This is a genomic window from Sungkyunkwania multivorans (assembly GCF_042675645.1).
Taxonomy (GTDB): domain Bacteria; phylum Bacteroidota; class Bacteroidia; order Flavobacteriales; family Flavobacteriaceae; genus Sungkyunkwania; species Sungkyunkwania multivorans.
The window spans coordinates 167,363-193,725 of sequence record NZ_JBHTJH010000017.1 but is presented as its reverse complement, the minus strand read 5'-3'; the positions used below and the strand labels follow the sequence as shown (position 1 = coordinate 193,725).

Here is a 26,363-nt window from a genome sequence, read left to right as displayed (position 1 = left end):
TAAATCGATCTAATGTAAGTATATAAAACAGTAAATCAAACACTTAGGTGTCTTCATTTATAAATCGGCAGCTATTTTTTAGCGCTTTTGTATAACAATGGTAAGCGGTTTTCAAGTGTGGCCGATAAAATCATCTTCGATTCATTTAAAGGAAGTAGAAGAGACGATGCATTTGTAAGCGCATCAGCCATGACAACATCAGTAACTTAACCTAGGATATTTTATCATGTACCTTGGCATGTTTCCCATCATTCCATAATGTAAGGATGTCGGTTGCCACCTGTGCTCCGCTTCCTGCAGCAATGGCAAATTGGCTGCGCCAACCAGCAAGGGTCCCAGCAACAAAGATACCTTTGGCAACTACATGATCCTCATTCTTTAACCAAATGCGGTCTTTAGCGATCGCCGCCCGTGGATGTGCCGCCACATATTGCTCCAAGCCTTTGATGTTGAATAAATTGGTATAGCCCAAAGCTATGACGATCAGTTTAGCCTTGTGGTCGCTTTTATTGGTCCGAACGGTAAAGTTGCCAACTTCACCAGTAACCGCTATCACTTTTTCCTTTTCGATCTGTTCTACCTGTGGATAGCGCTCGGCCAGTTGCCGTCTTCCTTGCTCAAGGACCTCAGGTCCTGTTGTACCAGGCCGCAGGCCTAAGACATTATTAAAAAGTGCTGAAGACAAATGTGAGGCCTTTTGATGCATTACAATTCCGACCTTCTTGTCTTTGGCATATTCCTTCTCTTTAGCCGAACCCAGCACCAATGCGCATTGCATTCCTGCGGCGCCACCTCCTATGATCAATGCATCATACATTACTTTCGGCCTTTGATCTTTTGCTGAATTTTCTTAGATGTATTCAAGATCAGCAGTAACAAGATTCCGCACAAAGCGGCAACGATGCTGATGACTGCGACCAAACTCTCACCTTCAAGCGGCGCCTCAAAATCGATTTTTGTAGCATTAAAAGCGATCAGAGCCAGTCCGAAGATGATCAATATATACGTGAATATTTTCATAATATGTCTTTACTTTTAAATGAATAGCTCTTGAATATTGGAGGTAAAGAGTTTTACGGCAATGGCCAAAAGAATAACTCCAAAGACCTTCTCTATAATGGCTATTCCGTTGGCCCCTAAAAAGCGCTGCAATCTCGAGGATGTCTTCAATACGATAAATACGATCAATACATTCACCACAATGGCAACGATGATATTGGCAGTACTATATTCTGCTTTTAGCGATAGTAGAGTTGTGAGTGACCCTGGACCCGCAATCATCGGAAACGCGATGGGAAATACTGTCGCGGTCTTTTTAAGGCCTTTCTTTTCTTTGAAAAGCGTAACCCCAAGAATCATTTCTATTGCGATAAAAAATAAGATAAATGCTCCTGCCACTGCAAACTCATTAACGTTGATTCCGATAAGTTTTAGGATGCTCGCACCTATAAATAGAAAGACGATCATTACGATGGCCGCGATGACCGAGGCACGTCCACTGCTTATATGGCCAGATTTTTCTCTAAGCGATATGATGATCGGAATACTTCCGATAATGTCGATCACAGCAAAAAGGACCATGGTTGCTGTAGCGATCTCTTTAAAGTTCAGTTCCATAGGGCGGTATTTTGTGATTGCAAAATTAGACAATTAAAGTTTTGGCTTCCGAAAAAAAAAGCATCGAATTCATGTGCGTTTTCAATGAGGTCAATTTATGCAATAGAGTTACCTTTGCGGCATGTTTCAATTAGGTAAGACCATCGTTTCGGAAGATATCATCGACAAGGAATTTGTCTGCAATCTCAGTGCTTGCAAAGGTGCATGCTGTGTAGAAGGGGCCGCAGGTGCACCTTTGGAAGAAGAGGAGACTGCCATCCTTAAAGAGATATACCCCAAGGTGAAACCTTTTTTAAGGAAGGAAGGGATTCAGGCCATAGAAAAAGATGGTGTTTTTGTGAAGGGACATGATGGGGATTGGGAAACGACCTTGGTAGAAGGAGAGGAATGTGCCTATGTGACCTTTGACGATAAAGGGATTGCTAAATGCGGTATCGAAGAGGCCTATAATGCAGGCGAGGTTCCTTGGAAAAAGCCCATCTCTTGTCACCTATATCCCGTAAGAATCCAACAATATTCACAATTTGCCGCGGTCAACTACCACAAGTGGCAGATCTGTGATGATGCCTGTACTTTAGGAAAAGAATTGCAGGTCCCGGTATATAAATTTGTGAAGGAAGCTTTGATACGAAAATTCGGCGAGGATTGGTATTCCGAATTGGAAAAGATCGCCGAAGAGCATAAAGGTTGATTCTTATTTTGAAGCTTATTGTTCTCGGTTTCGCAGAATCCTAGTGTTTATCGCTGTTGACAAGATGCCGCCCTTGCTTAAGCCCTATTAACACTGAGTTTCTGAATTTTAGCCAAAAACCATAATTGTAGGAAAAAACCGAGATCTTGTTAAAAAGTCAAGCTGTTTGTGAATAAGTATGACTTTCAAAATCCCTTACAATTTTGAATCTTTGTTAGTCCCAAATAACCTCAACGTATTTTTCATTAATTTCAAAAAAATCGCACAAAAATGTCAGCCGCAGTCGAACCAATTTTGCAAGAAAATAAAGACAGATTCGTAATCTTTCCAATCCAGCATCACGATATTTGGGAATGGTATAAAAAATCGGAGGCAAGTTTTTGGACCGCTGAAGAGATCGACCTTCATCAAGATCTCACCGACTGGAATAACAAGCTTAATGACGACGAGCGCTACTTTATAAAACACATCTTGGCATTCTTTGCCGCTTCAGATGGTATCGTAAATGAAAATCTGGCAGAGAACTTTGTAAATGAGGTTCAATACTCCGAAGCAAAATTCTTTTACGGCTTTCAGATCATGATGGAAAATATCCATAGTGAGACCTATTCATTATTGATCGACACCTATGTGAAGGATGACAAGGAAAAAGACACCCTATTCAAAGCGATAGAAAACTTTCCCGCGATCAAGAAGAAGGCCGACTGGGCATTGAAATGGATCGAGTCGCCGAGTTTCGCGGAACGGTTGATCGCCTTTGCTGCGGTAGAAGGAATTTTCTTTTCGGGAGCATTCTGTTCGATCTTTTGGCTAAAGAAAAGAGGTTTGATGCCAGGATTGACCTTCTCCAATGAATTAATTTCTAGAGACGAAGGAGTCCACTGTGACTTTGCTGTGCATCTACACAACAAACATTTGGTAAATAAAGTGCCTAAAGAGCGTATCCGCGCTATTTTGGTAGATGCCTTAAATATCGAAAGAGAGTTCATCACCGAATCATTGCCTGCAAGTTTGATTGGGATGAATTCAACTCTAATGACTCAATACTTGGAGTTCGTGACCGACCGTCTTTTGGTAGAGTTAGGTTGTGAAAAAGAATACAACTCTACCAATCCTTTCGATTTTATGGATATGATCTCACTTCAAGGAAAGACCAATTTCTTTGAGAAACGGGTTTCTGAATATCAGAAGGCCGGTGTGCTCAACAAAGACAACGAAGCACAAAAGATCAGCTTTGATGCTGATTTCTAAAATGCCATTTGACCGGTAACCAACCAAACAGCCACCAAGGCTGTCATTAAAAAAATTCATAGCGGTTTTTTCTTTGATACAAAGAAGATACCTAGGGACATTTTATCATAACATTACAAAACAAACTAATCACTGTAGCGCATGTATGTATTAAAAAGAGACGGCAGAAAAGAGCCCGTGATGTTCGACAAGATCACGGCGCGAGTAAAAAAACTTTGCTATGAGCTCAATGACCTCGTGGACCCCGTAAAGGTGGCGATGCGAGTTATCGAGGGCTTATACGACGGAGTTACCACCTCCGAACTGGACAACCTGGCAGCAGAGATCGCAGCGACCATGACCACCACGCATCCCGACTATGCAAAGTTGGCAGCAAGAATTTCGGTATCCAACCTTCACAAGAATACAAAGAAGTCTTTTTCTGAGGTGATGACCGACCTTTATAAATATGTGAATCCGCGCACAGGAAAGAAAGCACCTTTATTGTCTGACGAGGTGTATGAGGTCATTCAAGAGAATAAGGAAAAACTAGACTCTGCCATTATATACAATCGTGACTTTGGGTATGACTACTTCGGCTTCAAAACATTGGAGCGTTCCTATCTTTTGAAGTTGAATGGCAAGATCGCCGAGCGTCCACAACATATGTTGATGCGTGTTTCGGTAGGGATCCATTTGAACGATCTAGATGCGGCCATCGAGACCTACGAGTTGATGTCCAAGCGCTATTTCACGCATGCAACGCCAACTCTGTTCAATTCGGGAACGCCAAAGCCGCAGATGTCATCATGTTTCTTATTGACCATGAAAGATGATAGCATCGATGGGATCTATGATACCTTAAAGCAGACAGCCAAGATCTCCCAATCCGCAGGAGGTATTGGGCTTTCTATTCATAACATCCGCGCTACAGGATCGTATATCGCTGGTACCAATGGGACTTCTAACGGAATCGTTCCCATGCTAAGAGTATTCAACGATACCGCTCGGTATGTAGACCAGGGAGGAGGAAAACGTAAAGGTTCGTTCGCCATTTATGTAGAAACATGGCATGCCGATATCTTCGATTTCTTAGATCTAAAGAAGAACCATGGAAAAGAGGAAATGCGTGCGCGCGACCTGTTCTATGCAATGTGGATCTCCGACTTGTTCATGGAGCGCGTTCAGGAAGACGGACAATGGACGTTGATGTGTCCAAACGAATGTCCAGGACTCTATGATACCTATGGGGAAGAGTTTGAAAAGTTATACACCAAGTATGAAGCCGAAGGTAAGGGGCGCAAAACGATCAAGGCAAGAGAGCTTTGGGAGAAAATACTAGAGTCGCAGATCGAGACAGGTACTCCATACATGCTATACAAAGATGCGGCCAACCGCAAGAGCAACCAGAAAAATCTTGGAACTATCCGTTCTTCTAATCTGTGTACGGAGATCTTAGAATATACTTCGCCAGATGAGGTAGCGGTCTGTAATTTGGCATCTATTGCCTTGCCGATGTTCGTAAAAGATGGTGGTTTTGACCATGAAGAGTTGTTCAAGGTCACAAAACGCGTCACAAAAAACTTGAACCGCGTCATCGATCGCAACTACTATCCGGTAAAAGAGGCCGAGAATTCTAACATGCGTCATCGTCCGGTAGGACTAGGGGTGCAAGGATTGGCTGATACCTTTATCAAGCTGCGTATGCCGTTTACGAGCGAAGAAGCTCAGAAACTGAATCAGGATATCTTCGAGACCTTGTACTTTGCCGCTGTTACGGCATCCATGGAGGAAGCGAAAGTTGATGGCCCTTATTCCACTTTCAAGGGATCGCCGATTTCCGAAGGGCAATTCCAGCATAACCTGTGGAATATCAAAGACGAAGAGTTGAGTGGACGCTGGGATTGGGGAAAACTCCGAAAAGAAGTGAAGAAACACGGTGTTAGAAATTCGCTGTTGGTTGCACCAATGCCAACTGCTTCTACCTCTCAGATCTTAGGGAACAACGAATGTTTTGAACCGTATACTTCCAATATCTACACGCGTCGTGTATTGTCTGGAGAGTTTATCGTAGTAAACAAACATCTACTTGAAGATCTAGTGAACCTCGGTCTTTGGAACGAGGAATTGAAACAAGAATTGATGCGCGCCAATGGGTCTATCCAGCATATCGATGCCATACCACAGGACATCAAGGAATTGTACAAGACCGTTTGGGAGTTGAGCATGAAGGATATCATCGATATGTCTCGCCATAGAGGATACTTTATCGATCAGTCGCAATCATTGAACTTGTTTATGGAAGGTGCCAACTTTGCCAAGTTGACCTCTATGCATTTCTATGCATGGAAATCCGGACTGAAGACAGGAATGTACTACCTGAGAACGAAGTCTGCGGTAGATGCGATCAAATTTACCTTAGATAATAAGAAGAAAGCTGCACCAGTGGAGATCGAAGCCTCGGCCTTGGCGGCGGGAGAAAAACCAACGCCAGTAGCAGTAGAGCCTTTAACGCCACAGGAGTTAAAGGAAATGCTCGCAAAAAGTCAAGAGAGTGAAGATGACGATTGCCTGATGTGCGGTTCATAGCCAAATTTAGTTACCATAGCCTAAAAGGGAAGTCTTCTGTAATTAGAAGCTTCCCTTTATTGATGTTTACCACGACTTACATTTATTATATTTGGACGAATAGATATCACCCGCATGAATAAAACATTTACAGTTACAGAAGACCTTTACGCTTCTAAAGGAAAACGATTTGCAAATTATTTTACAGACCTCATAATCTTTTATATAGTTTTTATAGGAGGTGCCCTTATCTATGGAATGATATACGTCTCGATGGGCGGAGATGATGTTGAAGAACAACTAATGGCACTCGAAAATGCAAACCCATTGGTCGATAGACTGATCACGCTTTTGATATATGGAACGTATTATTTTATAGCTGAAAGTCTTTTGGGTGGAAGAACTATAGGGAAGTATCTCACCAAAACCGTAACCGTCGACATCAATGGTAATAAACCGACCATAGGTCATACCTTGAAACGTTCGCTTTCTAGAATGGTTCCATTTGAGCAATTCTCATTTTTTGGAGAGCTAGGAAGAGGATGGCACGATCAATGGTCAGACACTTATGTGGTAGATGTTGAAAAATTAGAAGCAAAAAATAATGCTTACAACGAGCTTGATCAGATCGGAAAGCCAGAAGAATAAGAATAGTCAAATGAACTGGGAACAATTACTTTCTTTAAAGAGATACGGCGATACGCACAAACGCTTGCGTAAGGAGCAGGATGAGACCCGGCTAGGCTTTGAGGTTGATTACGACCGTATCATCTTCTCACAGGCCTTCCGAAGCCTGCAAGACAAGACACAGGTGATCCCGATGTCCAAGACCGATTTTGTGCATACCAGACTTACCCATAGTTTGGAAGTTTCAGTCGTAGGCCGAAGTCTTGGCAGGATGGTGGGAAAACGCCTCTTGGAGAAACATCCACATTTAAAGGAAGTTCACGGATATCAGTTCAATGATTTTGGTGCTATCGTGGCCACAGCCGCATTGGCGCATGATATTGGCAACCCACCATTTGGACATAGCGGTGAGCGTGCCATTGGCGAATACTTTAAAACGGGGAATGGAAAGCAATTCAAATCGCAGTTGACCGAAAAGGAGTATCAAGATCTGTGTGATTTTGAAGGCAACGCCAATGGTTTCAAAATACTTACCGAAACGAGAAAAGGAGTGGAGGGCTCTCTACGACTCAGCTATGCCACTTTGGGAACTTTTATGAAATATCCCAAGGAATCACTTCCAAAGAAACCTACCAAACATATTGCTGATAAGAAATTTGGCTTCTTCCAATCGGATAAAGATTTTTTTGAAGAGGTGGCCATCGAGCTTGGCTTGCTTCAAACCAGAAAAGGAAAAGATATCAGCTTCTCCCGACACCCACTGACATTTTTGGTAGAAGCGGCCGATGATATTTGCTATACCATCATCGACTTTGAGGATGGTATCAACCTTGGACTTATCGAAGAGGACTTTGCCTTGGAATATCTGATAAAACTGGTGAAGAATACTATCAATACCGATAAGTATAATGCCTTACAGACAACAGAAGACCGATTGAGTTATCTCAGGGCCTTATCGATCAGCACACTCATATGGGATGCGGCCGATGTTTTCCTAAAAAATGAGGAGGCCATTCTAGAAGGAACCTTTGACCGTGCTTTGCTAGATAAAAGCAACTATAAGGCGCAGATAGAAGACATTATTAAGCTAAGTGTCGAAAAAGTGTACCGTTCTTCCGAAGTGATCGAGAAGGAGATCAAAGGCTATCGAATTATAAGCGATCTATTGGACACATTTTGCACCGCGGTGACCAACAGCGTCCAAAATGTTCAGACCAATTATGACAAGTTGATCCTTACGCTGCTTCCTTCAAGATTTATTGCAACCACCTCATGCTATCAACAGCTATTGCAAGTGGCCTGCTTTGTTGCGAGTCTCTCAGATGGGAAGGCCTTGGATCTTCATCAAAAAATCAAGGGCGTGTAACGGTACCCTTTCAATATTTTGATGATTTCTCAAAATTTTAAGTGGTTGACCTATGAAATCGATCAGTCTACAACATTTTTTTTGCTATTCTTTAACTAAAAGCTAGCTTCGGCATGGAATTTTAGTACCCCTAACATAACCTATTTATGAAAAAACGATTACTAGGCTATGGCCTCCTAGCAACCTTGGCTACAACAGCTATCCTTTCTGTACTGCAATATAACAACAACGCTGACTCGGATTCCGACATCATCGCTCTAAGAACAAAACACCATAACTTTTTAGAGAATAGCCCTTTTAAAGAAACTAAAAAGCTATCAAAGAAAGAACGAAAGGCAGCAGGTCTCCCTCCTAATAAATTTTATGAGAGAGAATGGGAATTGACCATGAATCCTGCCACAGGGAAGCCAGAGCCCAATAAAGTACTCGAGTTACAAAGGCAACTACAAGAGAATAGGTCACTGGGCAGAATGCCAGGAGATGCAGTAGATAATCAATGGGAGAATAGAGGTCCGAACAATGTAGGAGGTCGAACTAGAGCTTTGCTTTTTGACCCTAATGATGCAACCAATAGAAGAGTCTTTGCTGCAGGAGTGAGTGGAGGCCTTTGGGTAGATAACGATATTACAAACGATGGCGGATGGACACAGGTGGCAGGAGTTCCCGGAAATCTGAACGTTTCCTGCATTACCGTCGACCCAAGAGATTCTAATACCTGGTATCTTGGTACAGGAGAGCAATACACTTTTGGAGCTGCCGTGGGCAACGGCGTTTACAAAACGACCGATGGTGGAACCACTTGGAGCAACGTGCCCGTACAACTGGCTGGGCCAGGCTCCTTTGACTTTAGTGCAAGTAACTCATTCTTGGCGGGCATTTTTTATATCAATGATATTATCGCTTGGGATAACGGCACGTCTACAGAAGTTTTCATCGGAGTCGGAGCACACGTATATGGAGATGCTGCAAGTCCAACAGATTGGTTGGGGCTACAAAGTGCCGGGTTGTATAGAACGACCAATGGCGGCACCAACTGGTCACGTATCGAATCGCCCAATATGGAATTTACCTTTAGCGGCGCCAGCTACTACTATATTCCCAATGATCTAGAGATCGGTTCGGACAACAAGCTTTGGATGGGGACAATCAGAACTCCAGGTATCGGCGGAACTATTGGGACTGCTGGCTATTCTGGAGGACGAGTTTACAGCTCAACAAATGGTGCAATTTGGACCGAAGCAGCCGCCTCGCCCTTAACAGATGCAAATCGCGTGGAGATCGAGCCGTCAACAACAAGCCCTAACAAGCTTTATGCTTTGGTACAAGGAAATGCCTCCCCAGTGCACATATACGCAACACTCGACGGGTTTGCAACGGCTCCTACCGAGCTCGCACTTCCTAACGATGCAGATAATGGTATTCCAGCAGACGATTTTACTAGAGGTCAGGCATTTTATGACCTGGTCATTGAAGCGGACCCTAACAACGATAACATCATCTATGTTGGTGGAATCGATCTTTTCCGATCAACGCAAGGACCTAATACAAATCTTACCAACGAATGGGAACAGATATCAAAGTGGTCTAACAATAACAATTTGGCGGGATTAAACTGTTCACTAGTACACGCTGATCAGCATGCCATGGCTTTCAGACCTGGGAATAGCAATCAGGCGATCTTTGGCAATGATGGAGGGGTATATTATGCTTCCAGTCTTTCGACAGCAGAAAATGCCAATGTCATTGGCGACAGAAATACAGGATATATAACCACGCAATTCTATTATGGTGGTATTGGACCAAGCGCTAGTACAGAGTATCTTTTGGCGGGAGCACAGGACAATGGATCGCAGTTTATCAACGGAGCCTCGGCTGGGATCAATAGCAGTCTCGAAGTAACAGGTGGAGATGGTGCCTACAGCACCATTGATAAGGACGGCAATTATATGATCACCTCGTATGTCTATAACGTACATTATTATAGAAGGCTTCCATATACGGGTGCTGGGTATACGATTCAGAATAATCAAAGTGAAGGTGATTTTATCAATCAGGCTGGATTGGATCATAATCTGAATATTATGTACGCCAATGGTACTTTCGAGACTACCTACAGAATTAATAGATATACCTTAGGAAATAACTCAGCGACCAAAGCGCAATTGACAAACGCCCTCTTAGATGCGGCACCAACGGCTTTTGAAGTATCGCCATATACAACAGCAAGTTCTACACTTTTGGTAGGGACTTCCAATGGAAAGCTTCTAAGACTCACCAATGCCGAGGGCACTCCCAATTGGACCAATATCACTGGTGGTAGCTTTCTTGGAAGTATTTCTGACATCGAATTTGGAACGAACGAAAACGAAATTTTTGTAACCTTCCATAATTATGGAGTAACCAATGTTTGGTATACTTCCAATGGAGGAACCACTTGGTCTAGTAAAGAGGGCGACCTACCAGATATGCCAGTAAAGGCCATTCTACAAAATCCTTTCCATAGCAATGAAGTGATCATCGGAACAGAATTAGGTGTCTGGGCGACTTCCAATTTTGATTCCGCCAGCCCTAACTGGGTACAATCATACAACGGGATGAGCGATGTGAAAGTGATGGATCTCGACCTCAGAGCTTCGGATAACGCCGTGCTCGCGACCACTTTTGGTAGAGGGATGTTTACAGGTCAATTCCTTCAAAATACATCTCCAGATTTCACCCTAACAGATGTGGCAGGGGATCAAGCGGCTTGCAATACCTCGGGCACTACAGCGACCTTCGAGTTTACCTATACCGTTTTGAATGGATTTAGTGAAACCACAACCTTTAGTGCTACAGGATTACCGGCAGGAGCGACCATCAATTTCACTCCAAGCTCAACGAGCACTACACAAAATATTACAGCGGTCGTTTCAAATTTAGATGGAACAACAGCAGGTGCATATCCTATTCAAATTACAGGCACGGCCTCTTCAATTACCAAGAATCTGAACGTAAACCTTCAGGTTTTGGATTCAAACTTTGGCGCATTGACCCTAAGCGCACCAGCAGATGGCGCCACAAATGTCTTTATTGCACCAACGGTATCATGGGTGGCAGATGCTAATGCAGAGAGCTATGATGTAGAGATCGCCTCCGACCCGACCTTTGATACCATTGTTGAAACTGGAAGCAATACAATAAATAGTTACACGACCGTTGCTGCACTTCAGGCTGACACCACCTATTACTGGCGTGTGACACCAAATAATAGCTGTGGCATCGGTACTGTATCCTCAGCCTTTAGTTTTACTACCGAAACACCTTCATATTGTGCATCTACCTTCTCACAGGCCGTGGATACAGATGAGTATATCGATGGCGTAACGTTTGGAACGATCAACAATCAAGGAACGGGAACTACCAACGGCGTCGGATATACAGATTTTACCAACTTGTCCACTGACGTGAATAAAGGTGATGTGTATACCTTGACAGTGACTGTTTTTGCGAATTATAATGAATATGCCACCGTTTGGTTCGATTGGAATAGAGACTATCAATTTACCCCAGATGAGCGAACGGATATCGGATTCTATGCAGACGCGAATGGAAATGTAACACGTTCCGTGGATATTACGATTCCAACAAATGCAGTGACGGGTGCTACACGTATGAGAGTCACAGAGCAATACAATGAGAATGTAGGAGGTCCTTGTACTGCAGACCATAACAACAACTATGGTGAGACGGAAGACTATACCATCAATATTTTACCAGAGACCATTTCACTGCAAACAAAGGCCTTTCTACAAGGCGCGATGATCTCTTCGGTAGATAATAATATGACAGATACATTGCGCGCAAATGGTTTGATTCCGACCACTTCTCCCTATGCAGATGGGGCAACCTGCAATTCCTCCGTGTTTAGTGTAACGGGGAATGATGCGATCGTGGATTGGGTCTGGGTTGAATTAAGAAGTGCCACTGATAGAGAAATACTCGTTGATGGTGTTTCGGCTTTGATCCAAAGAGATGGTGATATCGTCGCCACCGACGGAACTTCTATACTGAACTTTACACAGCCTGCCGGAAATTACTATCTGGTCATCTCACACAGAACACATTTGAATATATCCAGCACAAATACTCACGCCTTGTCCAAAACAGCGAATCTGATCGATCTATCTGCTGGGACCGCAGCTGTAATAGGAGGGTCAAATGCGGTTGCCGACCTTGGAAACGGATCTTTTGCCATGTTCGCGGGAGACCAAGATATCAATGGGCAGATACAGAATACCGACGTTTCTAGCATACGTCCACAACTGGGAACGGCAGGTTATAGCAACTCAGACCTGGATATGAACGGACAGGTGCAACTTACGGACATCAATAATGTCTTGAGACCCAACATAGGAAAAGGACAGCAATTTTAATACACTGAAAAGTGAGATCTAGAAGAACCTTGGTCATCAGGCCAAGGTTTTTTGTTTTTTGATCGTCTTTGCGATGGCCTCAGGAGAAATGCCAGCTATGGCTTGCAATTCTTCAATGGTACCATGTTCAATAAAGTTATCAGGAATTCCTAGCATTTCAATCGGAAGCTGGCAGTCATTCGTCAATGCATATTCTAGAATGGCACTCCCAAAACCACCTTTTACGGCCCCGTCTTCAATCGTAATAATTCTTTTATAGTTCGAAAATATATGATGCAAAAGTGATTCGTCCAACGGTTTTATAAAACGCATATCATAATGTGCGATGCTGGACGGGTCTTCCAACGACGCAATGGCTTTTTCCACATTCTTGGCGATTGCCCCAACGCTTAAGATCGCCAGATCATCACCTTTTTTCAACTGCACACCTGTCCCGATCTCAATTTTGGTAAACGGTTGCCGCCAGTCTAAAGTGACTCCTCTTCCTCTTGGATAACGAATAGCGATCGGATGGTCCAGTCCAAGTTGAGCGGTATACATGATATCTCTGAGCTCGACCTCATTCCTTGGAGCGAAAATAATGATATTGGGAATACATCTTAAATACGCAAGATCAAAAACACCGTGATGTGTCGCTCCATCTTGTCCAACAAGTCCTGCTCTGTCCAAGCAGAAGATCACTGGAAGGTCTTGCAATGCCACATCGTGGATCACTTGGTCATAAGCACGTTGTAGAAACGTAGAATAAATATTACAGAAAGGAATCAATCCTTGCGTTGCCATTCCGGCCGCCAGCGTTACTGCGTGTTGCTCTGCAATGCCGACATCGAAAGCACGATCGGGAATAGATTCCATCATAAACTTCAAGGAACTACCTGTTGGCATCGCGGGTGTAATGCCGACAATTTTATCATTGGTCGTGGCCAATTCGACAATGGTATGGCCAAAGACATCTTGGAATTTTGGTGGAAGATGTTCCGTATTTTTAGCTTGAAGATCCCCGGTGATCTTGTCAAATTTGCCAGGTGCATGATAGCGTACTTGATCCTCTTCAGCCTTTTTAAGACCTTTTCCCTTTGTAGTGATAATATGAAGAAGTCTTGGCCCTTTCATCTCCTTAAGGCGTCTTAATGCTTTAATGACAGCAAATAGGTCGTGTCCATCGATAGGGCCCGAATAATCAAAATTCAATGCTTCGATAATGTTGTCCTGTTTTGGTTTTTGGCCGATGGTCGCTTTGGTGAGATACTGTTTTAAGGCGCCGACGCTGGGGTCAATGCCTATTGCATTATCATTAAGGACAACAAGGAGATTGGCGTCGGTAACGCCGGCATGATTAAGCCCTTCAAAGGCCATTCCGCTGGCGATCGAGGCATCGCCGACGACAGCAATATGTTGTTTTTGGAGCTCTCCCTTTAATTGAGAGGCAATGGCCATTCCCAACGCTGCAGAAATGGCGGTGCTGCTATGCCCAACACCAAATGTGTCATATTCGCTTTCATCCCTTTTTGGAAAACCACTGAGGCCATTTAGTTGACGGTTGGTGTGAAAGGTATCCTTTCGGCCCGTTAGTATTTTATGGCCATAAGCTTGATGGCCAACGTCCCAAACCAGTAGGTCACTGGGAGTGTCAAAAACATAATGAAGCGCAATGGTAAGTTCGACAACTCCAAGGCTTGCTCCCAAATGCCCCTCTTTTACGGATACCACATCAATAATGAAATTGCGCAGTTCCGTTGCCAGTGCCGGCAACTTTTCCTTTGGAAGTTGTCGAAGGTCGTGAGGGCGCTTAATTGTATCGAGCAAATTTTTTGACATACGTACAAAGGTACATCTTGAAATTGTATTTTTACAGAAAACCAATCGCGTCATATATGGAGTCGCCTTTCACAGATGAATACTTTATGAAAAAAGCCTTACAGGAGGCGCAGGAGGCCTTTGAAAAAGGTGAAATTCCTGTGGGTGCGGTGGTCGTGATCAACGAGCGTATCATAGCGAGGGCCCACAATCTCACAGAATTGCTCAATGATGTTACGGCGCATGCAGAAATGCAAGCGATCACCTCGGCCGCTAACTTTCTAGGCGGGAAATACCTTCATCATTGTACCATGTATGTTACCTTAGAACCTTGTCAAATGTGTGCTGGCGCATTGTATTGGAGTCAAATTTCTAAAATTGTTTATGGAGCAATCGATGATCAACGCGGTTGCACGGTTATGGGAACCAAATTACACCCCAAGACCGAGATGATAGGTGGTGTGTTGGAAGAAGAATGTGGGCGATTGTTAAAGCGCTTTTTTATAGAAAAAAGGAATTTGAACTAGGATGAAAAAATATCTATTGGTACTTGTATCTTTTTTGATGCTTGCATGTTTCAATGATGTCGAAGGGAAATTATGCCAGAAATGGGATATTGTAGAACAGGGGAGATTGCCAAAAGCACCCAAAATGCCCATATCGTTAAAGTGGGGCTATTACCATTTCCAAAGAGATTATTCATTTATTCATAAAGGTGCGTTTGGATCTAAAACTAAAGGAGATTGGTATGTTGATGGCCACAATTTGACCATGACGCTAGCAGGTGAGACAAAGGTTTTCACTATCAAAGAGATCGGCCAAGAAAAATTAGAACTTACCACAGAAGACTTTTATATCTCTTTGAGAAAATCCAAATAGGGTACCTCGAGTCTACTTGTCAAATACTCTTTAAACTACACGAGTTTGAAGTTAGAAAACAAAAACGCCTCCTATTTCAGGAGGCGTGTGGTTGGTCAAATACAAAAATAAAATATTATCTACTCTTGCCTAGCTGATCACTTGCACTTGTGCAGCAACCACGCCTTTGCGGCCTTCTTCTTCTACATATTCTACTTTGTCACCGTCTTTAAGCTCTACTCCGTTCAACGCAGTTACGTGTACGAAGATGTCTTTCCCGGTTTCGTCATTGGTAATGAATCCGTAACCTTTGGATTCATTGAAAAATTTAACTGTACCTGTCATTTTAACTGAAATGTAATTAATAAAACGGCAATTTACGTTTTATATTAATGCAAAATGTTAGCTGAAGTTTTTTTCTTAGTAAAATTATTGATTATCAGATTTTTCGGGGCCTTTATTTCTCATTTTATCAAGATTTTCTTGCGTAAGCATGTAATCTTTCAAGTTTTTATCCTTCCAGCGATGGTATATAAATAAGGGCATAAGAATGAAGGAAAAGAATAAAACGGATACCCCGATGATCTTTTGTCCATCAGCAAAGCTTTCGGGTTGTGATTTGATATAGAATCCAACTGCCACTCCAAGGAGAAAGAGCACGAATAAGATGCGGATAAGATATTTCATAGTATTTTTTTAAAACTAAGACCCAAGACCCAAGAATCAGCTCGTAAAATTAATCAATTTACGTCGATAGGCGGTGAGTAGCTTTGATTTAGAGACGAAGCCTGCGTATTTTCCGTCTTTGATCACAGGAAGATTCCATGCACCACTGTCCTGAAACTTTTGCATCACTGCTTTCATGTCGTCTTGCTCATAAAAAATAAGGTCTGGAGGTTCGTTCATCAATTCCTCTACATAGACATTTTCATAGAGAGAGATGTCAAACATAATGCCTCTAATGTCGTCAAGCAATAGGACGCCCTGTAATTCATTATTTTCGTTGACTACAGGAAATAGGTTTCTCGACGATTTTGCCACGCCCTCATGGAGCATTTCGCCTAAGGTCATATTTGGGTTGAGTGCAACAAAGTTGTCCTCGATCACAGAATCCAATTTCATGATCGTTAATACGGTATGGTCCTTATCATGGGTAAGTAATTCCCCTTTCTCGGCAAGCTCTCGAGTATAGATGGTATAATCGAGCGTATTCTTTGTGATCAGGAATGAGATTGCCGAGCTCAGCATCAGTGGAACAAATAGTTCGTAACCGCCAGTGATCTCTGCGATCAAGAAGATAGCGGTCAACGGGGCATGGATTACCCCAGATATCAGTCCGGCCATCCCGACCAGAGTAAAGTTGATCTCTGATACATTGAATCCGAGGCCAATATTATTGATCACCTTGGCCACCACATTTCCAAGCGCGCTACCCATTACCAGCGTAGGGATAAAGATCCCGCCCGATCCGCCCGCAGCAAAAGTTGCGGTCATCGCTACGGCCTTGAAGATTGTGATACCAATGAGCAGGGCAATGACCACCCAGATATTATCGACAAAGCGATCAAAGGGGTTAGTTCCGATTGCGGTAAGATGGTCTCCCTTGAGGAGGTTGTTTATAAAACTAAAGCCTTCACCGTAGAGCGGTGGAATGAAATACAACATGATACCGATGCCAATACCTCCAATAAGCAGTCGCTTTAGTGGGTGTTTCCAGCGTTCAAAGTACTTCATGATGGCAAAGTACATTTTGGTGAAATATATCGAGGCGATACCAGTTCCTACTCCAAGAACAACATAGAACAACGTATCGTTGATCATAAACTTCTCCTGCAGTTGAAAATTGAAAAGCACATCATCGCCCAAAAAAAAGTAAGACGTGATCAAAGCAGAAACGGATGATAGTAATAGTGGTATAAGAGAGGCAAAGGTCAGGTCCAGACTAAAGACTTCAATGGCAAAAATAATGCCTGCTATAGGAGATTTAAAGACTGAGGATAAAGCAGCAGCCGAAGCACATCCAATAAAGAGCACGCGCGTCTTTGCCTCAAGATGTAAGAGTCGACTTAATGTTGAGCTCATGGCTGATCCAGCGGCAACCGCTGGGCCAAGCAATCCCACCGACCCTCCAAAACCAACTGTTAAAGGAGCAGTTGCCAAAGGAAGATAGATCTTCCCAGTCCCCATGATTCCGGCTCTTTTGGCCAAGGAACGCAAGATGGATGGAATGGCGTGCTCCACCTTTTTCCGTTTGAAGAAATAGGTGAGTACGAGATATACCAAAAAAAGACCGATGGTGGGCGTAACAAAGTAGATCGAGTTCTTAGAAAGGCTGACCAAACCTTCTAGGACCAATCCGATGTAGAAGGTGACATTCTTCATTGCCACTGCCAATAAACCCGTCAAAAGACCGATCAGCAAACTCAACATGTATATGAATGCTTTTGGGGAGATATGCTTGTATCTCCAGATCAGGAATCTAGCAAGGATAGATTTGTTAGTAGCTGGCATTGTCGGAATTTACTAATTTAAAGTAACTTATCTATTATGTTGCTAATAAGAAGGCATAAATAACAAAGCCGATTCCCAAGAAGAGAAGCAAAGAAACTACCAAAAGGCCAATTTGCAATAGTCGCTTTTTGTTCATAGAATTCATTAAAAATATGATGAAGCAAGCCTCTGAAATCTAAAAAATCAGTTTTAGCTTAAATTCAACTTCAAATTCAATTCGTCAAGTTGTTCTTCGTCTATCGGTGCCGGTGCGTCGATCATTACATCTCGGCCGCTGTTATTTTTAGGAAATGCGATGAAGTCTCTGATCGTTTCCTGTCCCCCAAGAATTGCTACCAGACGGTCAAAACCAAAGGCGAGACCGCCATGTGGGGGTGCGCCATATTGGAAAGCATCCATTAAAAATCCAAACTGCGCCTTGGCTTCTTCTGGGGTAAATCCAAGATAATCGAACATCAATGCCTGCGTTTCCTTATCGTGAATACGGATCGATCCTCCGCCAATTTCATTTCCGTTGAGAACAAGATCATAGGCATTGGCCTTTACCTCGCCTGGATTGGTGGCCAAAAGTTCGATCTGCCCTGGCTTTGGGGATGTGAAAGGATGGTGCATTGCATGATACCGTTCGGTATCTTCGTCCCACTCCAATAACGGGAAGTCGATTACCCAAAGTGGTGCGAATTCGCCTGGTTTCCTCAATCCGAGACGTTCGGCCATTTCCATTCGCAAGGCACTTAGCTGTGCTCGGACCTTATGGGTTTCCCCTGAAAGCACACATATGAGATCACCAGCTTTTGCACCTGTGACCTCGGCCCATTTTGCCAGATCATCTTGGTCATAGAATTTGTCGACCGAAGATTTAAAGCTTCCATCCTCATTGCAACGTACATAGACCATTCCTAATGCGCCGACTTGTGGGCGTTTTACCCAATCGATCAACTTGTCGATCTCTTTTCGTGTGTATGAATTAGCTCCTGGTATTGCAATACCGACCACAAGCGCTGCTGTATTGAACACTTTAAAATCTTTGTTTTGCGCCACCTCGTTCAATTCACCAAATTGCATCCCGAAGCGGATGTCAGGCTTATCGTTTCCATAGAGACGCATCGCATCGTCGTAAAGCATTCTTGGAAATGCTCCAACCTCTACGCCTTTGAGCTCTTTTAGGAGATGGCGTGTCATTCCCTCGAAGGCATTCAAAATATCCTCTTGCTCCACAAAGGCCATTTCGCAGTCGATCTGGGTAAATTCTGGTTGTCGGTCGGCCCTAAGATCCTCATCTCTGAAACACTTTACGATCTGAAAGTATTTGTCCATGCCACCAACCATCAACAATTGCTTGAAGGTCTGCGGTGACTGCGGAAGGGCGTAGAATTGCCCTTCGTTCATTCGGGAGGGAACAACAAAGTCTCGCGCCCCTTCTGGAGTGGATTTTATAAGATACGGGGTCTCCACCTCGACAAAGCCTTCTTTAGACAGGTAATTTCTTACTTCCATGGCCACTTTATGACGAAACATCAAGCTTTCCTTTACCGGGTTACGTCTAATGTCCAAGTAACGGTATTTCATTCGGATATCTTCTCCACCATCCGTCTCATCTTCGATGGTGAAAGGAGGTAGCAAGGCCTCGTTAAGTATTGTTAGGCCCGTTACCAGAATTTCAATATCACCCGTTGGCATGTTAGAATTCTTTGACTCGCGTTCGATGACATTTCCCTTTATTTGGATTACAAATTCTCTGCCCAGTTGTTTTGCCTTGTCCATGATGTCTCGAGGAGTGCGCTCTTCGTCAAAGATGAGCTGCGTGATCCCATAGCGGTCTCGAAGGTCCACCCAGATCATAAAACCCTTGTCTCTAGATCGTTGTACCCATCCCGCTAGGGTTACTTCGGAATTGATATTTGAGGCTCTTAGCTCTCCACAAGTATGACTTCTGTACATGGTATAAACTTTGAAAGCGCAAATTTAAGAAGTAAAGATGGGACGCAATAACGAAAGCCAGATAATGTTCGGCCTAGGTCTAGCATTTTTTAATTACAAAGTGATTTACCAAACGGAGCATATAATTTCAATATGACAAATAATTAATAAATTTTTTATGAAATATTTGATAGAAACGTTAAAAAGCTGAAATTTGTCATATAACCAATAAACAAACTGCTCTTATGAAATCAACTCTATGTATTAGAAGCATGCTATTCTGCATAGCTTTATTTCCTCTTTTTGCTTTTGGACAAACAATTAATGGTACTGTTACTGATGCTAGTAATGGTGACCCATTGCCAGGAGCTAATGTGGTCGTAAAAGGAACGTCTCAGGGGACGACTACAGATTTTGATGGTAATTTTCAGTTGGAGGTTGAAAGTCTTCCCGTAACCATTGTTGTTTCTTCGGTAGGTTTTAAGGCTACGGAACTACAGGTTAGTTCCTCCCAACCGGTATCTATTGCCTTACAGGAAGGACTAGCTTTAGATGAAATAGTCATCGTAGGTAACCGAGCCAAACCAAGAACTGTACTAGAATCTCCTGTGCCAATAGATAACATTGGTTTGCAAGAACTTCGAATTAGCGCGCAGCCAGAAGTAGACAAGATGATCGCATATCGCGTTCCTTCTTACAATTCTACACAGCAGACGATCTCTGATGCGACGGCGCATTTTGACCCTTCAGAATTAAGAAATCTGGGGCCCAGTAGAACCTTGGTCTTGGTCAACGGTAAGCGAAAGAATCAAAGTGCCTTGGTCTATGTGAACGAAACTCCTGGTAGAGGAGAAGTGGGTGTAGATATGAAAAGCATACCCGCCTCTGCTATCGAGCGAGTTGAGGTACTCCGTGATGGAGCAGCGGCTCAGTATGGCTCGGATGCCATTGCTGGGGTGATCAACATCATTCTAAAGAAAAATACAGACCAGACGCAGATCAATCTCAATACTGGTGTAACCACGGAAGGAGATGGCTTTACCTATAGTGGTGATATCAATACGGGAATTGGTTTCGATAATGGTGGATACTTCAATGTCACCGCAGAATATTACCATCAAGATTATACGGATCGTGCAGGAGAACCTGGAAATGATCTATTGTTTGGAAATATTTTTGGAGACCAATCCTTGATCGATGGCACCAATCCATGGATCCAGGATAATCCAGATCTTGGGATGATCGTTGGGCAGCCAGAATATGACAAATTTGGACTTTCTTTCAATTCTGGGATTCCATATTGTGACAATGATGCAGAGTTCTATGTCTTCGGAAGTCTGCAACAAAGAGACGGAAAAAGTTTCGCCCTCTATCGAGCACCGTATTGGGTACAAGACCCATTTAATCTATTGCATGCACCTGGAACAGAATACCAAGGATTTCAGCCCACCTTTGAAACAGCTATCATAGATAATACCATTTCTGTCGGAAATCGATGGAAGATGTTTGGAGATTGGAATTTCGATATTAGCTATACCTTCGGTAGAAATGCGGTCGATTATACGATAGGAAATACCATCAATGTTGGACTAGGCGCAAATAGCCCCACTAGTTTTGACCCAGGAGGCTACCGTTTTAGCAATGACATAGGAAACATCGATATCTCTAAAGTCTTTGGCGATGTAAGTTTGACATTAGGTTCCGAGATCAGAAGAGAGCGTTTTGTTACTAGAGAAGGGGAGGCTGCTTCCTACATTACCGGTGGCGCGCAATCATTTCCAGGCTTGCGTCCTGAGAATGCGGTGAACGAAGATAGAAATAACTTAGGGGCTTATCTAGGATTGGATTGGGATGCCTCTGAGGAGATACTCATCAATGGAGCTATACGATATGAAGATTATAGCGACTTCGGCAGCAATGTTTCTTGGAAGGTTAGCGGAAGATATCTATTGGCCGATGAAAAAGGAGCGATCCGAGCTTCGGTAAATACAGGATTTAGAGCACCATCGTTGCATCAGATCTATTTGAGCAATATTCAAACGCTGCAATTGGCCGATGGCTCTATCGGACAGCAGGGAACATTTAACAATGCAGATCCTGTGATCATAGATCCTGTTAATGGTTTAGGGGTTCCTAGACTAGATGCTGAAGAGTCCTTCAACATCGCTGGAGGATTTACCTACCGCTTTCAGCCTAATTTCTCGGTAGCTATAGATTACTACAATATAAAAGTTGATGATCGCGTCCTACTTACAAATCCACTAGGTTTTGACGGTGACGACACTACTACCAATGCCGTCGAACAAGTGCTGCTAGATAACGGCATCGGAAATGTCACCTTTTTTGTGAATGCAGTAGATACCAAAACGCAAGGTGTTGATGTGGTGGCCAACTATTCAGGATTGGAAGTCGGGGAAGGGAAGTTAAATGTCAACGTCGCCTTCAACTGGAATAAGACAGATATTGATGGTACGATCAATGTACCGCAGAAGATCTTTGATGCAGGATATACCGATATCTTCAATAGGGAGGAGCAATCGAGAATTACCACGGCCAGACCTAATATCAAAGGGCTTATTGGGCTTGAATACTATATAGGAAAATTCAGTGCCTTTTTGAACAACACCTATTTTGGTGAAGTTACCTGGAGACATCCAACAACACCTGCTAACGACCAGACCTTTGCTGGTAAAGTACTGACCGACCTGACCTTGACCTATGATTTTGCAGACTGGATCACCCTAAGGGTCTCTGGTAACAACATCTTAAATGTATATCCCGATGAGATCAATACGTTTGGTGATTTCGGTACGGATCTTGGAGGAAGATTCCGCTATCCTTGGGAGGTAAATCAATTTGGGTTCAATGGTGCCATGATCAATGGAGGCCTGACCTTTACCTTTTAGAATTAAATTACGAACCAATTAAATAGACCATAGTATGAATTTTTTGATAACACTTCTTATTGGTGCAGTGGCCGGATGGCTTGGCAGCATATTATTTAAGGGTAGTGGCCTCGGCCTTTTATGGAATATTGTTGTGGGTATCCTTGGAGGATATGTAGGATACTGGCTCTTGGGAGTTTTAGGTGTCAGCTTAGGTACAGGATGGGTCGGCGTGATTCTGACAAGTGCCATTGGCGCTTTTGTGATCTTATTTCTGATCAACCTTATCCTGAAAAAGAAATGACCACGCTTTCAATAAAAGAAAGCCCTTGCCAATTGGCAAGGGCTTTTTCTTTAAGCTGCAGTTTTGATCTGCACCTCTTCTTCTTCAATCTGTTTGCCTTTTCCAAGCCATCTGCGCACTCTTTTTTTCATTTTATAGATCACATAGAAAAGTACCGGGACGATGATCAAAGTAAGGAAGGTGGCAATGATCAATCCGTAGATCACGGTCCATGCCAGTGGTCCCCAAAAGATCACGTTGTCCCCACCCATATATATCTGAGGGTCAAATTCCGAGAAAAATGAGAAGAAATTGATGTTCAACCCAATGGCTAAGGGAATCAAGCCTAGAACTGTAGTGATTGCCGTAAGAATTACAGGACGCAGACGGGCCTTTCCACCTTGGACAATAACATCCTTTACGTCTTCATTACTTAGCATTTCGTCTTCTTCTAATCCCAGCTCCAAACTTTTTCGGTCGATCAGCAATTGTGTATAGTCGAGGAGGACCACTCCGTTATTCACGACAATTCCAGCCAAGGAGATGATTCCCATCATGGTCATCATGATCACGAACGAAGCACCGGTGATCAGAATCCCTCCAAATACTCCGATAAAACTCAAGAAAATGGCGATCATGATGATCGTGGGTTTGGAGATAGAGCTAAACTGAAACACCAACAATAACATGATCAATCCTAGACCACTAAAGAAGGCACCCATTAGGAAGGCCATTTGTTTGTTCTGCTCTTCGATCTGTCCGGTATAGTCTATTTCGATGCCAGCCTTTTCAAATTCTTTATTCAGATTGCCCATCTCGGCTTGAATTTGTGATACGATGGCCGCCGCATCGGTATAGCCAGGAGCCAGACCAGAATATACGGTCACTACCCGCTTTGTCTGTCGGTGTTTGATAGCACTGAATGACGAAGTATTCTTTTGAACGGCCACGGCTGAAACAGGCACTTCTTTTAATTGGCCTGTCGCTTGATCCCTGAAAATGATATTTTGATCGAACAGCGCATTTTTGTCATATCTGAGGTCTTGTTTAAATCGGACATTGATGTCATAATCGTCACCACCTTCTTTATAGATGCCAGCTTTTTCACCAAAGAGTGAATTTCGAAGCTGTCGACCGACTTGCCCAGCAGAAACACCTAATTCCCCTGCCTTTTGCCGATCCACGGTTACCTGCATCGCTGGTTTTCCTTTATTCACATCGATCTTTAATTCATCGATTCCAGCGATATTCTTCGAGTTGATGAAGTTACGCATTTGTTCCGCAGCTTGGATAAGCTCATCATAGTCTTCACCCTTCAATTCTATATTAATTGGGTAACCTACAGGCGGACCTACCGGATCTTTCTCTACCGAGATAGCCACGCCTGGATAGATGCCTTTCAGGGCTTCTTGTACTTTTTTACGTAGCACTTCAGAATCCTTTCCGTTACGATATTTATACTCTCGCATAGTAGCCGTGATCTTCCCCCTATGTGGCATTTCGGCATTGCTACCACCATCGGTAAAAGGATTTCCCGCACCCTCACCCACTTGGGACACGGCCGACTCTACCAAGAAATTGTAATCATCCCCTTCAATATATTCTTTGTCATTGACCACTGCATAAACTCTATTCTCTATAGATTTGGTGATCTCGTTGGTCTTGGCGATATCCGTACCTTGGGGATACTCGATATAGACGATGATCTGGTTGGGCTTGTTGTCTGGAAAGAACTCCACACTTGTTCGCTGGCTTCCGATGGAAGCTCCAAAAGCACCAAAGATGATGAATAATAGTAAAAATGTACCAACGATGAATAGTGCAGGCCTCCAACTGTATAAAGCAAACCTAAGGAAACGCTTGTAGCTATTTTCGAGCCATTTCAGTATTTTTCTTTGAAAGTAGGTCGCAGCCCTTTTCAGTATAAATCTATAGACCCAAAACATGATCGCCGTAAAGATCATCAAGGTTCCCAAACCTCTAATGGGTCCACCCACGATGAGAATAAAGATGCCCAATCCTCCCAAAATGACACTAAGCCTAATCAGTTGCTTTACCGTAAGTTCTCTGTCTCTTACTTCCATGAATTGTGATACTAGCATCGAATTGATAAAGATGGCCACAAACAGCGAGGAACCCAGTACGACAGAAAGTGTGATCGGGAAATAGATCATAAACTGTCCCATAACTCCTGGCCATAGGCCTAAAGGTACAAATGCAGCAACGGTGGTGGCTGTAGAGATAATGATAGGAAAGGCGATCTCCCCGATCCCTTTTTTGGCCGCTTCAATACGACTCATTCCTTCCTCTTCCATAAGTCGATAGACATTTTCTACTACCACGATCCCATTATCGACCAACATTCCCAGTCCCATGATCAATGCAAAGAGGATCATCGTGTTCATGGTGTATCCCAACAAGGAAAGGATCATAAAGGACATAAACATGGACATCGGAATTGCAAATCCAACGAATAGTGCATTTCTAAATCCTAAGAAGAACATCAATACACCGACCACCAATGCGATACCAAAGATGATGTTGTTCACTAGGTCATCTACCTGGTTGATCGTCTTGGCCGATTGGTCATTGGCGATGGTGATCTCTAAGTCCTGCGGATAGTAATTGGCGGTGGCATCATCAACAATCTTATTGATCTGTTCGGCGGCTTCCACCATATTCTTTCCCGAACGTTTCTTCACGTCGAGCATCACTACGTTATTTCCAAACTCGCGCGCAAATGTGGTCTTTTCCTTTTCCTTGAAGGAAACTTTGGCAATATCTCTCAGATATACCGCACCATCTTGCGACTTTACCACAAAATTATCGAGTTCCTGAGGGTCTTCAACCTCACCAAGGATCCTGATCGTTCTCCGCTGTCCGCTGGTAATGAGGTTTCCGGCAGACATGGTGGTATTTCCATTTCGGATAGCATTAAGGATGTCATCAAAATTCACCTTGGCCGCCATCATTTTGTAGACGTCCACGGCAACTTCAACTTCTTTTTCCTGCGCACCGCGAATATCTACCTGTTTGATCTCTGGTAGGTCCTCAATTTTATCTTCAAGATATTCTCCAAATTCTTTGAGCTTGTCAACGGGATAATCGCCTTTGATATTGATGTTGAGTATTGGTTGCTCTTCAGAAATATTAAGGTCGAACACATTGGGCTCCACCTTGGCATTTTGAAAGATGGGCCAATCCGGGCTGGCCTTTTCAGAATCTACTTCGTCCTTTACCTTTTGCTTGGCCTGCTCTACACTGATATTCTCATCAAATTCCACGGTGATAATACCGTAGTCTTCCTGGGAAGTGGATAAGACCTCTACTACATTGCTTACATTCTTTAACCGATCCTCAAGGGGGTCGACGATCAATCGCTCTATATCCTCGGCGGTATTTCCCGGAAAAGGGGTGCTGATGTATATTTTGGTCTCTTTGATTTCAGGAAAACTCTCTCTCGGCAGACTAAAGTAAGCCCACAGACCAACCGTCAAAAAGATAGCGATCATCACATAGATGGTGGTGGGATTATCTATGGCCCAGGAGGAAAGTCGGAACTCCTTATTTACTTTTTTCTCTCTAGCACTCATGGTTG

The 26,363-nt window shown here is 43.3% G+C and carries 19 protein-coding genes; 10 read left to right on the top strand and 9 right to left on the bottom strand.

Annotation, left to right across the window (positions count from 1 at the left end; genetic code table 11):
- Positions 1–211: 211 nt before the first annotated feature.
- The 3 genes from ACFQ1M_RS12395 to ACFQ1M_RS12385 are packed head-to-tail and all read right to left on the bottom strand — an operon-like array spanning position 212 to position 1,617.
- Entirely contained in the window at positions 212–817 is a 606-nt protein-coding gene (locus tag ACFQ1M_RS12395) for an FAD-dependent oxidoreductase (RefSeq protein WP_386408665.1), read from the bottom strand.
- A complete protein-coding gene (locus tag ACFQ1M_RS12390) occupies positions 817–1,020 on the bottom strand; it encodes a hypothetical protein (protein WP_386408663.1) in 204 nt (67 codons plus the stop codon). Before ACFQ1M_RS12390 ends, ACFQ1M_RS12395 begins: the two co-directional genes overlap by 1 nt.
- Positions 1,021–1,035: 15 nt before the next feature.
- The gene (locus ACFQ1M_RS12385; protein WP_386408661.1) at positions 1,036–1,617 is read right to left on the bottom strand and encodes a MarC family protein; all 582 of its coding nucleotides are present in this window, start codon (positions 1,615–1,617) and stop codon (positions 1,036–1,038) included.
- A gap of 121 nt (positions 1,618–1,738) precedes the next feature.
- Between ACFQ1M_RS12385 and ACFQ1M_RS12380 the strand changes: the two genes are divergently transcribed.
- From ACFQ1M_RS12380 to ACFQ1M_RS12355, 6 genes are all read left to right on the top strand, one after another.
- Positions 1,739–2,308 (top strand): DUF3109 family protein, encoded by a 570-nt coding sequence (locus ACFQ1M_RS12380; protein WP_386408660.1) that lies wholly within the window; start codon positions 1,739–1,741, stop codon positions 2,306–2,308.
- Between the two features lie 270 nt (positions 2,309–2,578).
- The gene (locus ACFQ1M_RS12375; protein ID WP_386408658.1) at positions 2,579–3,559 is read left to right on the top strand and encodes a ribonucleotide-diphosphate reductase subunit beta; all 981 of its coding nucleotides are present in this window, start codon (positions 2,579–2,581) and stop codon (positions 3,557–3,559) included.
- A 141-nt stretch (positions 3,560–3,700) separates the two neighbouring features.
- Positions 3,701–6,127, top strand: coding sequence for a ribonucleoside-diphosphate reductase subunit alpha (locus tag ACFQ1M_RS12370; RefSeq protein WP_386408656.1), 2,427 nt, complete (start codon positions 3,701–3,703; stop codon positions 6,125–6,127).
- 114 nt (positions 6,128–6,241) lie between these two features.
- A complete protein-coding gene (locus ACFQ1M_RS12365; RefSeq protein WP_386408654.1) occupies positions 6,242–6,754 on the top strand; it encodes an RDD family protein in 513 nt (170 codons plus the stop codon).
- A 10-nt stretch (positions 6,755–6,764) separates the two neighbouring features.
- On the top strand, positions 6,765–8,099 hold the full coding sequence (locus ACFQ1M_RS12360; RefSeq protein WP_386408652.1) for a deoxyguanosinetriphosphate triphosphohydrolase: 1,335 nt from the start codon (positions 6,765–6,767) through the stop codon (positions 8,097–8,099).
- 146 nt (positions 8,100–8,245) lie between these two features.
- Positions 8,246–12,511, top strand: a complete 4,266-nt coding sequence (locus ACFQ1M_RS12355; protein ID WP_386408650.1) for a GEVED domain-containing protein — start codon at positions 8,246–8,248, stop codon at positions 12,509–12,511.
- 36 nt (positions 12,512–12,547) lie between these two features.
- Here ACFQ1M_RS12355 and ACFQ1M_RS12350 read toward each other — a convergent pair whose 3' ends face one another.
- A complete protein-coding gene (locus ACFQ1M_RS12350) occupies positions 12,548–14,329 on the bottom strand; it encodes a 1-deoxy-D-xylulose-5-phosphate synthase (RefSeq protein WP_386408649.1) in 1,782 nt (593 codons plus the stop codon).
- A gap of 56 nt (positions 14,330–14,385) precedes the next feature.
- On the opposite strand from ACFQ1M_RS12350, the gene ACFQ1M_RS12345 reads away from it, so the two are divergent.
- Positions 14,386–14,835: a nucleoside deaminase gene (locus ACFQ1M_RS12345; protein ID WP_386408647.1), complete on the top strand. Its 450-nt coding sequence runs from the start codon at positions 14,386–14,388 to the stop codon at positions 14,833–14,835.
- A gap of 1 nt (position 14,836) precedes the next feature.
- Positions 14,837–15,187, top strand: a complete 351-nt coding sequence (locus ACFQ1M_RS12340) for a hypothetical protein (RefSeq protein WP_386408645.1) — start codon at positions 14,837–14,839, stop codon at positions 15,185–15,187.
- A 129-nt stretch (positions 15,188–15,316) separates the two neighbouring features.
- On the opposite strand, the gene ACFQ1M_RS12335 is transcribed toward ACFQ1M_RS12340, so the two are convergent.
- The 4 genes from ACFQ1M_RS12335 to aspS form a co-directional block, all read right to left on the bottom strand.
- Positions 15,317–15,511 (bottom strand): cold-shock protein, encoded by a 195-nt coding sequence (locus ACFQ1M_RS12335; protein ID WP_386408643.1) that lies wholly within the window; start codon positions 15,509–15,511, stop codon positions 15,317–15,319.
- An 84-nt stretch (positions 15,512–15,595) separates the two neighbouring features.
- Positions 15,596–15,853 carry a hypothetical protein gene (locus ACFQ1M_RS12330; protein WP_386408641.1) on the bottom strand — a complete coding sequence of 86 codons (258 nt, stop codon included), beginning with the start codon at positions 15,851–15,853 and terminating at the stop codon, positions 15,596–15,598.
- Positions 15,854–15,889: 36 nt separating this feature from the next.
- Positions 15,890–17,677 carry a chloride channel protein gene (locus tag ACFQ1M_RS12325; protein WP_386408639.1) on the bottom strand — a complete coding sequence of 596 codons (1,788 nt, stop codon included), beginning with the start codon at positions 17,675–17,677 and terminating at the stop codon, positions 15,890–15,892.
- 189 nt (positions 17,678–17,866) lie between these two features.
- Complete coding sequence (gene aspS, locus ACFQ1M_RS12320) at positions 17,867–19,618, bottom strand: aspartate--tRNA ligase (protein WP_386408637.1); 1,752 nt, start codon at positions 19,616–19,618, stop codon at positions 17,867–17,869.
- Between the two features lie 224 nt (positions 19,619–19,842).
- On the opposite strand from aspS, the gene ACFQ1M_RS12315 reads away from it, so the two are divergent.
- Both ACFQ1M_RS12315 and ACFQ1M_RS12310 read left to right on the top strand, forming a co-directional pair.
- Positions 19,843–22,503 carry a TonB-dependent receptor gene (locus ACFQ1M_RS12315; protein ID WP_386408635.1) on the top strand — a complete coding sequence of 887 codons (2,661 nt, stop codon included), beginning with the start codon at positions 19,843–19,845 and terminating at the stop codon, positions 22,501–22,503.
- A gap of 34 nt (positions 22,504–22,537) precedes the next feature.
- Positions 22,538–22,786 carry a GlsB/YeaQ/YmgE family stress response membrane protein gene (locus ACFQ1M_RS12310; protein ID WP_386408633.1) on the top strand — a complete coding sequence of 83 codons (249 nt, stop codon included), beginning with the start codon at positions 22,538–22,540 and terminating at the stop codon, positions 22,784–22,786.
- 50 nt (positions 22,787–22,836) lie between these two features.
- On the opposite strand, the gene ACFQ1M_RS12305 is transcribed toward ACFQ1M_RS12310, so the two are convergent.
- On the bottom strand, positions 22,837–26,358 hold the full coding sequence (locus ACFQ1M_RS12305) for an efflux RND transporter permease subunit (protein WP_386408632.1): 3,522 nt from the start codon (positions 26,356–26,358) through the stop codon (positions 22,837–22,839).
- Positions 26,359–26,363: the final 5 nt, after the last annotated feature.

What these genes read in the sequence shown, in the direction of transcription:
- ACFQ1M_RS12395 (WP_386408665.1), bottom strand. Translation starts at nt 817, where the DNA reads ATGTATGATGCATTGATCATAGGAGGTGGCGCCGCAGGAATGCAATGC.
- ACFQ1M_RS12390 (WP_386408663.1), bottom strand. Translation starts at nt 1,020, where the DNA reads ATGAAAATATTCACGTATATATTGATCATCTTCGGACTGGCTCTGATC.
- ACFQ1M_RS12385 (WP_386408661.1), bottom strand. Translation starts at nt 1,617, where the DNA reads ATGGAACTGAACTTTAAAGAGATCGCTACAGCAACCATGGTCCTTTTT.
- ACFQ1M_RS12380 (WP_386408660.1), top strand. Translation starts at nt 1,739, where the DNA reads ATGTTTCAATTAGGTAAGACCATCGTTTCGGAAGATATCATCGACAAG.
- ACFQ1M_RS12375 (WP_386408658.1), top strand. Translation starts at nt 2,579, where the DNA reads ATGTCAGCCGCAGTCGAACCAATTTTGCAAGAAAATAAAGACAGATTC.
- ACFQ1M_RS12370 (WP_386408656.1), top strand. Translation starts at nt 3,701, where the DNA reads ATGTATGTATTAAAAAGAGACGGCAGAAAAGAGCCCGTGATGTTCGAC.
- ACFQ1M_RS12365 (WP_386408654.1), top strand. Translation starts at nt 6,242, where the DNA reads ATGAATAAAACATTTACAGTTACAGAAGACCTTTACGCTTCTAAAGGA.
- ACFQ1M_RS12360 (WP_386408652.1), top strand. Translation starts at nt 6,765, where the DNA reads ATGAACTGGGAACAATTACTTTCTTTAAAGAGATACGGCGATACGCAC.
- ACFQ1M_RS12355 (WP_386408650.1), top strand. Translation starts at nt 8,246, where the DNA reads ATGAAAAAACGATTACTAGGCTATGGCCTCCTAGCAACCTTGGCTACA.
- ACFQ1M_RS12350 (WP_386408649.1), bottom strand. Translation starts at nt 14,329, where the DNA reads ATGTCAAAAAATTTGCTCGATACAATTAAGCGCCCTCACGACCTTCGA.
- ACFQ1M_RS12345 (WP_386408647.1), top strand. Translation starts at nt 14,386, where the DNA reads ATGGAGTCGCCTTTCACAGATGAATACTTTATGAAAAAAGCCTTACAG.
- ACFQ1M_RS12340 (WP_386408645.1), top strand. Translation starts at nt 14,837, where the DNA reads ATGAAAAAATATCTATTGGTACTTGTATCTTTTTTGATGCTTGCATGT.
- ACFQ1M_RS12335 (WP_386408643.1), bottom strand. Translation starts at nt 15,511, where the DNA reads ATGACAGGTACAGTTAAATTTTTCAATGAATCCAAAGGTTACGGATTC.
- ACFQ1M_RS12330 (WP_386408641.1), bottom strand. Translation starts at nt 15,853, where the DNA reads ATGAAATATCTTATCCGCATCTTATTCGTGCTCTTTCTCCTTGGAGTG.
- ACFQ1M_RS12325 (WP_386408639.1), bottom strand. Translation starts at nt 17,677, where the DNA reads ATGCCAGCTACTAACAAATCTATCCTTGCTAGATTCCTGATCTGGAGA.
- aspS (WP_386408637.1), bottom strand. Translation starts at nt 19,618, where the DNA reads ATGTACAGAAGTCATACTTGTGGAGAGCTAAGAGCCTCAAATATCAAT.
- ACFQ1M_RS12315 (WP_386408635.1), top strand. Translation starts at nt 19,843, where the DNA reads ATGAAATCAACTCTATGTATTAGAAGCATGCTATTCTGCATAGCTTTA.
- ACFQ1M_RS12310 (WP_386408633.1), top strand. Translation starts at nt 22,538, where the DNA reads ATGAATTTTTTGATAACACTTCTTATTGGTGCAGTGGCCGGATGGCTT.
- ACFQ1M_RS12305 (WP_386408632.1), bottom strand. Translation starts at nt 26,358, where the DNA reads ATGAGTGCTAGAGAGAAAAAAGTAAATAAGGAGTTCCGACTTTCCTCC.